The sequence below is a fragment of the Gemmatimonadaceae bacterium genome (assembly GCA_036273715.1).
GTDB lineage: Bacteria > Gemmatimonadota > Gemmatimonadetes > Gemmatimonadales > Gemmatimonadaceae > JADGGM01.
The window spans coordinates 1-13,977 of the sequence record DASUHB010000028.1 but is presented as its reverse complement, the minus strand read 5'-3'; the positions used below and the strand labels follow the sequence as shown (position 1 = coordinate 13,977).

General features: G+C 68.0%; 14 protein-coding genes. All 14 read left to right on the top strand.

Translation table 11 applies throughout. From position 1 onward, the window contains the following. Positions 1-4 precede the first annotated feature (4 nt). The gene (locus tag VFW04_04585; protein ID HEX5178583.1) at positions 5-1,207 is read left to right on the top strand and encodes a hypothetical protein; all 1,203 of its coding nucleotides are present in this window, start codon (positions 5-7) and stop codon (positions 1,205-1,207) included. Positions 1,208-1,235: 28 nt separating this feature from the next. Then, positions 1,236-1,955 (top strand): hypothetical protein, encoded by a 720-nt coding sequence (locus VFW04_04580; GenBank protein HEX5178582.1) that lies wholly within the window; start codon positions 1,236-1,238, stop codon positions 1,953-1,955. Between the two features lie 16 nt (positions 1,956-1,971). Beyond that, on the top strand, positions 1,972-4,158 hold the full coding sequence (locus VFW04_04575; GenBank protein ID HEX5178581.1) for a tetratricopeptide repeat protein: 2,187 nt from the start codon (positions 1,972-1,974) through the stop codon (positions 4,156-4,158). Positions 4,159-4,163: 5 nt separating this feature from the next. Further along, positions 4,164-7,187, top strand: coding sequence for a tetratricopeptide repeat protein (locus tag VFW04_04570; GenBank protein HEX5178580.1), 3,024 nt, complete (start codon positions 4,164-4,166; stop codon positions 7,185-7,187). Then, positions 7,184-7,897, top strand: a complete 714-nt coding sequence (locus VFW04_04565) for a hypothetical protein (protein ID HEX5178579.1) — start codon at positions 7,184-7,186, stop codon at positions 7,895-7,897. Before VFW04_04570 ends, VFW04_04565 begins: the two co-directional genes overlap by 4 nt. Before the next feature lie 46 nt (positions 7,898-7,943). Continuing rightward, a complete protein-coding gene (locus VFW04_04560) occupies positions 7,944-8,585 on the top strand; it encodes a MotA/TolQ/ExbB proton channel family protein (protein HEX5178578.1) in 642 nt (213 codons plus the stop codon). A gap of 44 nt (positions 8,586-8,629) precedes the next feature. Further along, positions 8,630-9,172 (top strand): biopolymer transporter ExbD, encoded by a 543-nt coding sequence (locus VFW04_04555; GenBank protein ID HEX5178577.1) that lies wholly within the window; start codon positions 8,630-8,632, stop codon positions 9,170-9,172. Between the two features lie 24 nt (positions 9,173-9,196). Continuing rightward, positions 9,197-9,736, top strand: coding sequence for a biopolymer transporter ExbD (locus VFW04_04550; protein HEX5178576.1), 540 nt, complete (start codon positions 9,197-9,199; stop codon positions 9,734-9,736). A 2-nt stretch (positions 9,737-9,738) separates the two neighbouring features. Continuing rightward, a complete protein-coding gene (locus VFW04_04545; GenBank protein ID HEX5178575.1) occupies positions 9,739-10,725 on the top strand; it encodes an AgmX/PglI C-terminal domain-containing protein in 987 nt (328 codons plus the stop codon). A gap of 72 nt (positions 10,726-10,797) precedes the next feature. After that, positions 10,798-11,607, top strand: a complete 810-nt coding sequence (locus VFW04_04540; GenBank protein HEX5178574.1) for a TPM domain-containing protein — start codon at positions 10,798-10,800, stop codon at positions 11,605-11,607. Between the two features lie 7 nt (positions 11,608-11,614). Next, complete coding sequence (locus VFW04_04535; GenBank protein HEX5178573.1) at positions 11,615-12,331, top strand: nucleotidyltransferase domain-containing protein; 717 nt, start codon at positions 11,615-11,617, stop codon at positions 12,329-12,331. After that, positions 12,328-12,822 (top strand): hypothetical protein, encoded by a 495-nt coding sequence (locus VFW04_04530; protein ID HEX5178572.1) that lies wholly within the window; start codon positions 12,328-12,330, stop codon positions 12,820-12,822. Before VFW04_04535 ends, VFW04_04530 begins: the two co-directional genes overlap by 4 nt. A 38-nt stretch (positions 12,823-12,860) precedes the next feature. After that, positions 12,861-13,457: a LemA family protein gene (locus tag VFW04_04525; protein ID HEX5178571.1), complete on the top strand. Its 597-nt coding sequence runs from the start codon at positions 12,861-12,863 to the stop codon at positions 13,455-13,457. 221 nt (positions 13,458-13,678) lie between these two features. After that, on the top strand, positions 13,679-13,977 hold a 299-nt coding region (locus VFW04_04520), incomplete at its 3' end, for a M23 family metallopeptidase (protein ID HEX5178570.1).

Here is a 13,977-nt window from a genome sequence, read left to right as displayed (position 1 = left end):
CCTCATGTCCATGACGCGATGCTGCGCCGCGCTGGCTGCGCTGTTCGTGATGATTCCGGCCGGTGCGCATGCCCAACAAATGAACTACCCGCAGACCCTGTACTGGGGCTCGGGCTTGATCGACATTCCCGTGGCGTGGGTGTCGCCGCTCTCCGGCGACTTCTCGCTCGCGATCTCCGGCAAAACCGTAAAAGGATCCGAGCTTTCGTCCGGACTCGGCGTCGGCAAGGGAATCAATTCGAACTTCGCGATCTATACATCCATTCTCGGTCGCGCCGAAGTGGGTCTGTCGGTGTTCTCCGACGCGCCGGAATGGGGCTTCTTTGGCCGCGGCCTGCTGCTCAACGAGGAAGACTTCCGCGGCCGGCCGGGTTTCGTCGGCTGGATTCCGAGCCTGGCGGTGGGTCTCGAAAATGTCGGACCCTACTCGCACATCGACCGGTTCGGGTTAGGCTACTTCCTGTCGCCGCCGACCAACTCGGATCCGAACCGCAATCACGTGGCGGACTCGCTGCACCAGGGCTTCAGCACGGCCGAGACGGTGTACGGCGTGGCGACCAAGTCGTTCTCGCTGTCCGAGCTCGACAAGGATTGGCCGAACATCGGCATGAGCTTCAGCGTTGGCTACGGCAACGGATTGTTCAAGGACGACGGCGGGTTAGGCGCGGTGTACTCGCACCACGCGACCGGCGGCGTGTTCGGCGGCGTCAAGATGGATTTCTATCCGTCTCCGCGAAGCGTCGTGTCGTTCATGTTCGAGAACAACGCCTGGGATTACAATCTCGGTGCGGTGCTGAACTGGCGCGGACTGCAGGCCGGACTGTACTGGACGGAGATGGGCGCGGGCGGCGTGTCGGATACGGCGCACACGCCGTACAACTACGACAAGTTCGCGTTCACCGTGGGATGGCAGAGCAACGTGTTCGGCCTTTTGCGCGGACACGTGCTGCAGGACAAGGTCTCGCAGCTCGAGGCCGAACAAAAAGCGCTGCTCGCCGAAATCGATGCGCGGCAGAAGCGGGTCCAATCGTTGGAGCTGGACATCGACCGCTATCACGCGCAGAACCTGCTCGACGTCGAGCAGCGGCGCGCGCAGGCGGAGCAGGAGCTCAACGCCGAGCGCGACGCCTTGAAGCGCCTCGAGGAACGGCTTCGCAAGCTGGAGCAGAACACGCCACCGCCCCAGGACAAGCCGCCCCAGCAGTGAGTCGTATCAACTACGCGGAACAATGCCCATGAGGAAACGGCACAGCACTCTCGTTCTCGCGGTCGCGTTGGCGCTGGCGCCGGCGATGCTCTGCGCGCAAGCCGATTCGAGCGGCCGCGACGCGGATTCGGCGGCGCAGGCGGTGTACGAGTCGGAGCGCTCGGCGCTCGTCAAGCAGCTCCAGGCGACGCAGGACCAACTGAGCCAGCTTCGCGGCCAACGGGTCGCGCTCGAAGCGGAGATCGACAACGCGATGGCGCAGACCACTGCCCGGCGCGCGAACGACCTGCTCATGAGCACGGAGCAGAACGCGCTCGTCGAGCTGGACAAGACGCTGTCGACGGCGCAGGACAACATGCAGGCGCAGCGCGATCGCATGAGCGCGTTAGGCGACGCGGTGAAGCGCCGGTCCGGCGCGGTGCTCGTCGTCCTGCTGCGCGCCGATTCGTCGCAATCGTCACCGACGGCGGTCGAGATGTCGTTGGACGGCGGCCCGCCGGATACGCGGACCTACTCGGCGATCGCGACGCAGGCGCTCTCGCAGGGCGCCGTGGATGAGCTGTTCCGTTCGGCGGTGTTGCCAGTGGCGCACACGGTGAACGTGAAAGTGACGGTCAACGGACAGCCGGTGACTTCGCGCGCCAGCGTGAACGCGCAAGTGAACGTCGTGACATACCTGCAGTTCACGGTGCGCAACGGCCAGGTGGTTCCGAACACCTGGACGAGCCAAGGGACGACCCCATTCTGATCTGGCCGATTCTGTGATGATGGTTCGCACGCTCGCCGTCGTGGCCGCGCTCGCGTCTCTCGCGGGCGGCGGACGGCGCGTTGCCGCACAGCAGATGACGCGCGACACGACGACCCGCGCCGCCGCCGACAGCGCCGTGCGCGCCGATACCGGCGCGCCCGACTTGTCGCCGGCGCCGGATCAGCAGCGCGGCGTCGACGCGGAAGTCCGCGCCGCGCTGTTCGAGCTCGCGTCATCGCGGCCGCTGGCCGCGCTGGCGCGCCTCGACTGGCTGCGCGCGACCGCCGACTCGACGCGTCCCGATCTCGTGTTCCTGACCGCCGAGGCGTACTACCGGTTAGGCATGGGCGCGCAGTTCCGCTCGGAGGCCGTCCGCCTCGCGGCCGTCCCGGGCGGCATCAAGTATCAGAGCACGGTCGACGCACAGCTGATGCTCGACGCGTTTCGCCGCGGCGACGATCCGACGGTGCGCACGCTGGCCGCGCAGTCGCCGGGCGGCGATCGCGGCCTCACCGCGTTCGTGTCCGGTCTGTCGGCCTATCGCGCGGGGGATTTTGCCGCGGCGCGCAGCGCGTTTGCCACCGCGCGCGCCGCGGGCGGTGTGTACGCGCCGTACGCGCAGTACATGGATGCGCTGTCGGCGATGGGCGGTGACACGACGCACGGCGCGGCGGCGCTCGACGCCCTGCGCTCGCTGACCAGCGTCGCCACGGGTCCGTTCGGCGACCAGGTTCGCCTAACGGCCGCCGAAATTGCGTTCGAGGAGCAGCAGTACGAGGCGGCAGCCGCGTTCGCCGCGGGCGTCGCGCCCTCGAGCAGCGTCGGCGCGCAAGCGCTCCTCACCCGCGCCTGGTCGCTCTACCGTGCGGGGCAGGCCGATTCGGCGCGCTCGGCGTTCGCGACGTTCGCGAAGAACTATCCGAGCTTGCCGCAGCGGGAAGAAGCGCGGCTCATGTCCGGTCAGGTCCTGCTCGAATCCGGCCACACCGAGGACGCCGAGCGCTATTTCGATGCGATGGCCGACTCGGTGGGCGGCGACCTCGCCGCGCTCCAGGCGCGATCGGCGTCCGGGTTAGGCGCGGCGGCAAAGGCGCTGGTCCAGGCCCGCGCGGCCGGCCTCCTGTTCCTCGATGATCCGCGCAGCGGCAAGACGCTCGCGTTGGACGACGACGTCGACGCCGACGCGGCGACGCTGCTGGCGGTGTTCGATGGCTCGGGCGCTCCGCCCTCACGCTCGGCGCCGAGTGTCGTGTCCGTCGCCCAAATCGAGGCGCGGCTGGACTCGCTCGGCCCTGCGTTAGGCGCGGACTTCCCGCGGCGTCTGGTGTACGCCCCGCCGTCGTCGCAGGCCGTGCTGGCGTCGTACACCGACCGCGCGCAACAGCTGTCCAGCGCCGATGCCGCGGTGACCCTGGCGCAGTTCCGCCTGCAGGAGCAGCTCGACGTGCAGGTGATGCGCATCGCCGCCCTCGAAGACCTGCAGCATCTCACCGCGAGCACGCGCGCGAATCTGGCGGCCGAGGAGCAGCAGTTGACGTCGCTGCAGGACTCGCTCGGACGGGTGGCCGCGTCGCTCGACCGGTCGCGCGTGCGCGTGCACACGATGCTGGCGACGCAGGTCGCCGCAACCCAGACCGCCGCCGCCCAGAACGTGCGCATGGTGGACAGCATCCGCACCGCGTTAGGCACAAACGCCTCGGCGGCCGATGCGCACGTGCTCGACATCGAGGCCAACACGGCGTCGATCTACCAGGCGATGGCGGACAGCGTTGCGCATCAGATCGATGCGATCATCGCCAGGCAGCCGCCGTTCGCGTTGCGCGACTCGATCATGGCGCGGCTCGCCCGCGCCCGAGCACTCCATGACACCACGGTCCGCGTGCTCGCCACCGACGATTCGGTCGTGACGCGTGAGCTCGCGGCCATGCGATCCGTCGAAAGCGATCACGTGCGCGCCATGCGCGCCGCGCTGGCGACCGCGGAGTCCGCGCGCGCCGCCGCGGAAACGCAGATGGTCGCGTTGGTCGACGGGGAGCTGCGCGCACGCGCCGCCTCGCAATTGGCGGCGCTGCAGCACGACAAGGAAGCAGCGGATTACGGATCGGCGAGCGCCACGTTCTTCCGCGCCATCGAGCTCGGGGGCGGCGCCGCCGCACCGGCGTCATCTGCGCCGTCGAGCTCCGCGACCCACACGCCCCGGTAGCCGCGATGCGCGCCTCTGCTGCTCTCGCTCTCGCGCTGCCGTCGGCGCTCTTGCTCGCCGGGCCGGGGCACGCGCAATCGCCGCCGCCTGCCCAGGCAGCGGCGGCCGTGGCGTCGGCGCCGGCCAATCCGGTGTCGCCGGCAGCCGAAGACTCCGTCCGCCGCGTAGCGATCGACAAACTGACCGCGTTCATCGCGCGCTACCCGAACAGCACCCTTCGGCCGAACGCGCTCTTCCAGCTGGCCGAGCTGCTCGTGCGCCGCGCCGACGATGAGTTCGCGGCCGCCCAGCGCGCCGGCAACAACGACGTCACGCAGCCGGACTACGCGGCCGCGGTGTCGCGCTACGAGGAGCTGGTCGCCAAGTATCCGACGTTCGTGAACGGCGACGCCGCGGCGTATACGTTAGGCACCCTGTACGCGGCCGATGCGCGCTACGCCGATGCCGCCAGGATGTTCGAGGCCGTCGCGGCCAAGCCGGGGTCGTCGTACCGCGGCGAGGCGTACTTCCGGTTAGGCGACGCGCGGTTCGAGCAGGCGTCCACCCTGCGCGGCGCGCCGCGGCGCACCATGTTCGTGCAGGCCGCCGATGCCTACCAGAACGCCACCAAGACCGCGTCCCCCGACGGCGACATCTATTTCCTGGCGCTCTACAAGCTCGGCTGGTCCTACTACAATCAGGCGACCCAGCCGAACCAGCCCGAGTATGGACAGGCGGTCCAAGTCTTCGGCCGGCTCGTCGCCGAGTACGACAAGCTGACGCCGGAACGCCAAGCCCGGTTAGGCCTGCGCCGCGAAGCCATCGAGTACATGGCGGTCGCGTTCACGCAGACCGGCGGTGCCGACGCCGCCAACGCGTACTTCTCGTCGCACGCCGATGCGGCGAGCTTCGAGCTGCCCGTGCTCCGCCGCGTGGCCGCGAGCCTCCGCGATCAGGGCGACTTCCCGCGCGCCGTCGCGGCCTACCAGGCCGTGGAAGCCAAGGCCCCCACGGATTCCGGCGCGCTCGCGGTCCAACGCGAAATCATCGACATCTACCAGAACCGCGTGCTCGATCCGGAGCACGCGCAGCAGGCGCGCCTCCAGTTGGTCGATCAGTTTGCGCCGGGTACCGATTGGGCCAAGGCCAACGGCCCGCTCGCCGACACCGCTGCGCAAGTGCGCGAGATGATGCTGCGGCAGAGCGCGCAGTACGCGCTGTCGCAGGCCCAACAGAAGAAAGACAGCGCCCGCTTCGCCGCCGCCGCCGACCTGTACGCACGCTACCTGCGCGAGTTCTCCAAATCGGACAGCGCGCAGAACGCGCAGTTCCTGGCGGGCGAGGCGTACTTCGGCGAGCGCGCATACGCCGACGCGGGCGAGGCGTACACGCACGCGGCCTACGATTACAAAGTGGATCCGAAGCTCGGCCAACAAGCGGGTCAGAATGCCGTGGTCGCGTTCGACTCTGCGGTCGCGCACGACAAGGCCGACACGACGATCCAGGACTCGCTCTTCGCGGCCGTCGACCGGTTCGTGGCTGCGTACCCGACGAGCGACGCGGCGCCCAAGGCGCTGATCGAAAAGGGCCGCCGCGCGTCGGAAGCGTCGCGCTGGGACGTGATGGCCAAGACCTTCCAGACGTTCGCCGAGAAGTATCCGGACAATCCGTACACGCCGACGGCGCAGAAACTGATCGGCGATGCCTTCTACAAGCAAGGCAAGTATGCCGAGGCGCAGGGTCAGTGGGAGAAGGCCCAGTCGATTGCCGGTCAGGCGGGACGCGGCAAGCTCGCCGACTCGATCAACATGATTCGCAACGCGGCCGCGGTCACGTACGGCGACTCGCTGATCAAGAGCGGGAACTACGAAGCCGCGGCCGAGCAGGTGTACGTCGCGTATGCGGATCGGAATCCGACGTCGGCGAAAGCACCGGACGCGTTGCGCAACGCGATCGAGACGTTCATGCTCGCCGACAGCGCGGCGCGCGCGAAGAGCGATACGGCGACGTCCCGCACGGACAAGACGCGCGCGCTGGAGCTGGCCGGACGCCTCGTCTCGCAGTATCCGACGTACAAGTACCGCGTGCAGTACCAGGCGCTCGAGACGCAGCTGCTGGCGGATCTCGGCCGGCGCGAGGACGCGGTGAAGGCGCTCGACTCGCTCGTGCAGCAGAATCCGACGTGGCCCGGCCGCGCCGACGCGATGGTTCGGCGCGCCGTGATGCTCGATTCGTTAGGCCACGCGAAGGATGCGGCGGCGGCGTACGGCGCATTCGCGGCCGCGTATCCCCGCGACAAGCGCGCGCCGGACGCGCAATACAACGCGGCCCTGCTGTACGCGCAGGCGGCGGACTCATCGGATGCGGCGCGTGCGTACGGCACGTTCGTCGCGCGCAATCCGCGCGATCCGCGCGCCGGTGCGGCCCAGCAGGCGCGCATCGTCATGCTGAAAGCGGCCGGCGACAGCGCTGCGGCAGCGGCGGAGCTGGCGAAAGCCTGCGTGCGTCCGACGGCGGAATTCAAGGCCACATGCGCCGATCGGCTGGGCGAGGAAGAATTCCGCGCCGGCGCCGCGCTCTATGCGCAGTACAAGCCGCTCGCGCTCAGTATTCCGAGCCGGTTGAACCTCACGCGCAAGGGCGTGGAGCGACTGTCGGCGCCCAAGCGCCGGCTGCTGTCGGCGATGACGGGGCACTTCACGCGGTCGATCGCCGCCGGTTCGCCGCAGTGGCTCGCGGCGTCGTCGTACTTCGTCGGGCTCGCGCAGTGGGAGTACGGCAACTATCTCAAGAACGTGCAACTGCCGGCCGACCTGACGGGCGAGCAGCTGTCGGCCGCGCAGGCAGGCGCGTCACAGCAGGCGGATCAGTACTTCAACGAAGCGCGGAAGACGTGGCAGACGCTGGTGGACAAAGCGGCGCAGGACAAGATCTCGAACGCGTGGGTGGATCGCGCGAAGGCTGCGTTAGGCGGGACGGTGGACGAGTCGCCGTCGCTCGACACGCCGCCCGCGCCGCCGGCGCCCGCCAAACCCGCGGGGACGCCGTGATGCGCGCGAGAACGAGTGTCCGGTTAGCCGTCGCGGCGTGCGCGCTCGCGCTCGGCGCGGCGGCACAGCTGCCTGCGCAGCGCCAGTCGGCGCCGCCGAAGAAGCCGCCCAAGGCGGGTCAGACGATCATCATTCACGGCCAGGTGCCTACGCCGCAGGTCGTGACGGTGCGTCCGCGCGAGGTGCCGGTGTACGACCGGCAGGTGTTAGGCGCGGAGAACGGATCGACATCGTTCTGGCCGGCGGCGATGCCGGGCTACCGCCTGCTGTCGCGCAGCGAGGTCACCGGCAAGTCGCCCACCGACTCGGCGGCCCCATCGGTGGCCTCCGGAGGGGCGGCGCGGGTCGCGGCCGGGGCAGCGCCTAACGCAGCGGCCGGACAGACCACGGATCTCACGGCGCGCACGCGCGAGATGGAAGCCATCCGCAGCGAGCTCGCCCAACGGCGGGCCCGCCTCGATTCGCTCGAGCGCGCGGACCGCGAGGCGGCCGCGAAGCAGCACGCGGCCGATTCGGCATCGTCGGCGGCCGCGCAGTCGAGCCAGAATGCGGCCAACTCCGCGCAGCGCGCCGCGGAAATCAAGGAATTGCTGAAGGAGCTGGAGTACCGCCGGGCGAGACTCGATTCGCTCGAGGCGGTGGTGAAGGCACTCGGCGTGGCCAGAGACACTCTCCGCGCGCCGCACGATACCACTCAACCCAAACGATGAGCGCCACGGCCCCCATGTGCCGCACTTACTCGGAGGACGATCCTAGATGATGACCTTGCTCGAGTACTACCGCGCCGGCGGCCCCGTCATGCACTTCATCCTCGCGGTGGCAGTGTGCGGGGTGGCCGTGTTCATCGAGCGGTTCTACACGATCGTGATCCGCTCCAAGATCAACGGGCGCGCGTTCATCGAGCGGGTGATCCAGCTCGTGCGCGCCGGCAAGATCGAGGACGCGATCAAGCTCTGCCAGCAGTCGAACGCCGTGCTGCCGGACATGGGCCTGCTCATCTTGCGCAGCCGGAGCCGCGACGAGGCCGATCTGCAGAACGTCGCCGACGCTGCGGCCCTGAGCGTGCTGCCGCGCCTCACGCGGCGGCTGCACTACTTGCCGATGCTGGCCAACGTCGCGACCCTGATCGGCTTGTTAGGCACGATCTTCGGGTTGCGCCACGCCTTCCAATCGGTGTCGCTGCAGGCCGCGGCGCAGCGGTCGGCGGCACTGGCGTCGGGTATCGCCGTCGCCCTGAACGCGACGGGCTTCGGTCTGCTCACGGCCGTGCCGTTATCGGTCGCCCACGCGTATCTCGTGAGCCAGGCGGAAGGCATCATCGAGCAGGTGGACGAGTTCCAGGTGCGGCTCATCAACGCGTTGATCGATCGCCCGGACGTGCGCCTGGGCCACCGGTGAGCGCACGCATGACTGCGACTCCCATCGCGCGCTGAGGAGCCTCCGTGGCGAGTCTCTTTCATCGATCCAAGCAACGGCGCGCCGAACGCGCGCCGGTGACGGCGCACGGGAACATCAACCTCGTGCCGCTGGTCGACACGCTCACCTCCATCGTGTTCTTTTCCCTGCTGACCTATCAGGGCGAGACGATGATGGCGCTCACGTCGTTCGACCTCTCGCTGCCGCCGGTGGTGGTGACCACGCCGCAGCAAGCGTCGCAAGTGAAATCCGAGAAAGACGTGCTCAACCTGCTGCTCGCCGTGCGCGTGAGCAACGACGAGCTCGACGTCGAGCACTCGGGCAACGGCGGATTCCGGCAGGCGATCAAGGGACTCGATGCCGCCGCGTTAGGCACGCTGCAGGCGTTGATGACGCAGATCCGCCAGCAGTATCCGCAGAACAAGGACGTGCTCGTCATCCCGTCCGACGACGTGGCCTACGACAACATCATTCACGTGCTGGAGCGATTGCGCTTGGCGGGCTTCACCGGCATTTCACTCGGCACGCGCGCGCGGGGCGGTCCCGCCGCCGCGGGCCCGGCACGGTAGCAGATGAGCAGCCGCGGACGGGACATGCGGGCGGCGCGTCGCGCCGCGCAGTTCGCCAAGTTCCGGATCACCGAGCTCAATCTCGTGCCGTTGGTCGACACGCTGGTGTCGATCGTGTTCTTCGCGCTCACGACGGCCACCGTCGGCGAGCTCTCGCCGGTGGTGCCGGGCGTGCGCCTGCCCGAGGCACACGTCGGCGCCGCTGCGCTGCAACAACTCACGCTCGGCATCGGGCCGCAGGTCACGTTAGGCGGACGGCCGATCATGAGCACGCTGGATGCGGCGCGCGCGCCATCCAATGATCCCACGCAGCCGCTGCTCATCCCGCCGCTGTACGCGGCGATGCGCGTGGCCGCCGACTCGATTCGCCGCGCCGACCGGATCGCCTCCGGGCAACCGCTGGATGTGCCGCTCGCGATTCAGGGCGACAAGAGCATGCGCTATGACCTCCTCGCGCGCATGATGCAGACGGCGCGGCTGGCCGGCTTCCGCAACCTGTCGCTCCAGGTGAGCAAGCAGGAAGGCCCGGTGGATTCCACGGCGGCCGCGACGGGGGCGCGTTAGGCATGGCCGACGCGCCCCGGCAGCCCATGATGCCCACACCCAGGCGGGCGCGCCTGCCGGTGGACGATACCTCGTTCACCCGCAACATGCGCTACGAGTTCGCGGACGCCGAAGGCCGCGCGATCTGGTACTCGTGGATCGTCTCGTGCGCGCTCGGCATCCTGTGGCTGCTGCTCGTCGCATTCGGCCCGATCGTGCCGCCGTCGATTGCCCTGCTGCCGCAGGAAACGCCGCCGATCGACGTGAAGGTCGAAGACCTCTCGCCGCCCGCGCCGACGCCGCAGCCGGCCGCCGCACCGGCCGCGCCGGCTGCCACTCCGCGCCCTGCCCAAGGGGGCGGGCGCAACACGGCGCCCAAAAAGAACGATGCCGCCGCCTTCGGATCCGCGTTCGGCGGCGCCGCAACGAAGCAGGGCGGCGGCATGGTCGGTGACGTGTCCAACGTGCTGCGCGGCGTCGACGTCAACTCCGGCGCGGGCTCGACGCCGGGCCAGAGCGGCAAAGCGGTCATCGGCTACGGCCAGGGCGGCCAGGGCTCGCGTACGCCGGGCCGCGGAGGGTTAGGCGAAGGACTCGGCAACACGCCGGGCGGCGGCGGCTTGGGCGGCGTCGGCGGCGGTGGCGGTGTCGGCTTCTCGTCCGTGAGCGTCGCGCCCCCCAGCGTCATCCGCGCCGAGAAGGTGGGAGGACCCGGGCGCAACGTGTCGGACTTGGGCAACTACGTGCGCGGCCGGCAGTCGCAGCTGCAGTTCTGCTACACCGAGAACGGTCTCAAGGTGAACCCGTCGCTGGCCGGCACCGTGAACGTCGCAGTGACGCTCACCGGCGCCGGCAACGTGACGGGTGTCGACATCACCAACCACACGTGGTCTGGCGCAGGCTCTGCGGAAACGGAAGCCTGCATCAAGCAGAAGATTCTGGGCTGGCACTTCCCGTCGTCCGACCAGGGCGGCGGCACGTACAGCTTCTCGTTCGTATTCAGCAAGTAGCCGCCGGAGCGCCCGGGCTGCCGCGACCGGCTGCCTAACGGGCGCGGCGCGACACAGGAGGCAGATCTGACGGTGTGGTCGAGAGTGTTCCCGCGGCGGCTGGTGAGTGCGCTCGTCGTCGCGCAGGCGCTGCAGCTCCCGGCGCCCACGGGCTACGTGAACGACTTCGCCAACATCATTCCGCAGGCGAGCCAGCAGCAAATCCAGCGGATCATCGACGACGTCCGCACGAAGTCCGGCGGCGAAATCGTCGTCGTCACGCTGCCGGACATCGGCCAGAACGACCCGAATCAAGTCGCGCTGCAAATTGGTCGCACGTGGAAGGTCGGCAAGTTCGGCAAGCCGGGCGATCCGACGCGCAACACGGGTGTCATCATCTTGGTGGTCCCGAAGGAGACCAACTCGAGCGGCCGCGGCCAGTGCTATGTCGGGACGGGGTACGGCGCGGAAGGCTTCATCACCGACGCTGATGCGGGCGACATGTGCCGGTCGGCGGTCGACTTCTTCAAGCAGCGCGACTACGCGAGCGGCATCGAGCAGTTGACGTATCAGGTCGCGCAAAAGTTTGCCGGCGAATACCACTTCACGCTCGACACGACGCTCGCGCCTCCGGAACCGGTGAGCACGAGCAGGGGTGCGAACAACGGATTTCCGCCGATCGTCGCCTTCTTTCTGATTCTGGTGTTCGTCGTGCTGGTCTCGTCGCTGTCGCGCGGACGCGGGTGCGGCGGATGTCTTCCGCTCTTGTTTTTGAGCGGCATGGGCGGCGGTCGCGGCGGATGGGGTGGTGGAGGCGGCGGCTTTGGCGGAGGAGGCGGAGGATTCGGCGGATTCGGGGGCGGTGGCGGCTTCGGTGGTGGTGGCGGTGGCTCGAGCTGGTGAGGCGCACATGGCGAAGATGACACTCGAACAACTGGTGGAGCAGCTGCAGAAGGCATTTGGCGACGGGCTGCGGGCCGTCGTGCTCTATGGCTCGGCGGCTGCGGGCGAGCACATTGCAAAGCGTTCGGATCTCAACGTGCTCGTGCTCGTTCGGTCGCTGGATCTGCCGCTGCTCGAGCGCGAAGCGGCCATCGCGCGCGCCTGGTCCGAGGCGGGACATCCTCCGCCGCTCACGCTCACGGAAGATGAGTGGCGCTCGTCGTCCGACGTGTTTGCCATGGAGTACGCCGACATCCTCGAACGAAATCGCGTGCTGTTCGGCGCGGATCCGTTTTCGGGAATTCGCGTCGACAGAAAGGATCTGCGGAAGCAGCTCGAGCGCGAAGCCATGGGGAAGTTGTTACAGCTGCGTCAGGGGATTCTCGCGACGGGCGGCGATCGGAAGCGGCTGCTCGAATTGCTCGAGGCGAGCCTGAGCACCTTCATGGTGATTTTTCGCGCGGTGTTACGCGACCGGGGGGAAACTCCGTCCACTGACTACGAGGTGCTGTCGCGGCACGTGGCGCAGTCCACCGGCGTGTCGACTGACGCATTCGTGCGCGTCGTTCAACACGTGCGAGGCACGCAGCACCTCACCAAGGACGACGTCCCAACGGTGCTCTCGGCCTATCTGGCCGGGGCACATCAATTGGTTGTCTATCTGGATAAACAAGGAGCTGGATGATGCGACGCATGCTCGCTGCCGCGGCTGTTGTTCTGGTTGCCGCGTGTTCGCACGACAAGAAGCAGGCGACGCCGCCGCCGATCGCGCAGGACACGACGCCGATGAACCTGGATTCCGTGCAGAGTGCGATTCCCGCCGCGGCGCCCGACACCTTCACGCCGCCCAAGCCGCAGTTGGCTGAGAAGCCGATTCCGCCGGCGCCGCCCGCGTTGATCGAGGTGGTGGAGCGCGAGCAATCGTTCTCGCAGTTCTGCTATCAGGAATTCGGGCAGAAGGTGGATCCACGATTGCAGGGGGGCGTGGCGATGCTGGTGACGGTGGGATCGAGCGGCGTCAGCGATGCGCGAGTGAAGGCGGACACGTGGTCATCGAAGGCGGGGAAGTCGGTGAACCAGTGCCTGGATGAGAAGGCGGCGCGCGCGTGGAAACCGACGTCGGGCGCCGTAAAGCCCGGAAAGTACATCGTGCAGTTGAGCTTCAGGCCGGCGTGACTATACCATTCGAGGGACGCTTTGCTCGGAGGTTACGGATGCGAATGCGGTTGCTCGCGCTGTGCTTCGTGCCGCTGTTGGCCGGGTGTGGCTACAACACGATCCAGACGCTGGACGAACAGGCGAAGGCTACTCAGGGTCAGATCGAGGTGCAGCTACAACGCCGCGCCGACCTGATTCCCAACCTCGTGAGCACGGTGAAGGGATACGCGCAGCACGAGGAACAGGTTTTCAACGAGGTTGCCACGGCGCGGTCCGGCCTCGTAGGCGCGATTCAGACGCACGATCCGCAGCAGATGGCCAACGCCAATGCCCAACTCACGTCCGGGTTAGGCAGACTCTTTGCGGTGGCCGAGGCGTATCCGCAGCTCAAGGCCGATCAGAGTTTTTTGAGGCTGCAGGATGAGTTGACGGGAACCGAGAATCGCATTGCGGTCGCGCGCGGAGATTACAACCAGGCCGCGCAGCAATACAACACGTACATCCGGCGCTTCCCGGCGGCGATCACGGCCAAGGTGATCAGTGCGAAGGAGAAACCGTACTTCCAGGTGACGAATCCGGGAGCGCGAGAAGTGCCGAAGGTCGACTTCTCGAATCCTGCACCTGCCGGCTCGACGAGCAAGCCGCAGCCGTAAGGCGAATGGTGTCGCGGCTGGGGATCCAAACGGCGAGGCTCGTACGGCTCGCCGTTGTCTTTGTGCTCACTGCGTGTGCGACCGCGGGAGGTGGACGTGCCGGCGCGCCGCGCGAGCAGATTGTCCCGATCACGTTTCCCCTTGCGGCCGACTCGGTGCGTTTCACGAGCGGGTTCGGCGATCCGCGCGACGGTGGCAAGCGGAGTCACAAGGGCCAGGACATGTTCGTTCCGCGATGGACGCCGATCCTGGCGGCCGTGGACGGCACGGTGGACTGGATCTCGACCAGTCGTCCGAAAAAAGGGAAAGGCTACGAGCTGCTGCTGCGCGGCGATGACGGCAACCTGTATTTCTACGCGCATCTCAATAATGACGATCCGGGCACGCGGGACAACGACGCGCCGCCGCGATACGCCTACGCGCGGGGTTTGAAGAACGGCGATCGGGTATTGGCTGGTGACGTGGTGGGCTACGTGGGCGATTCCGGGGACGCGGAGGCAGCGGGTCCGCACCTGCACTT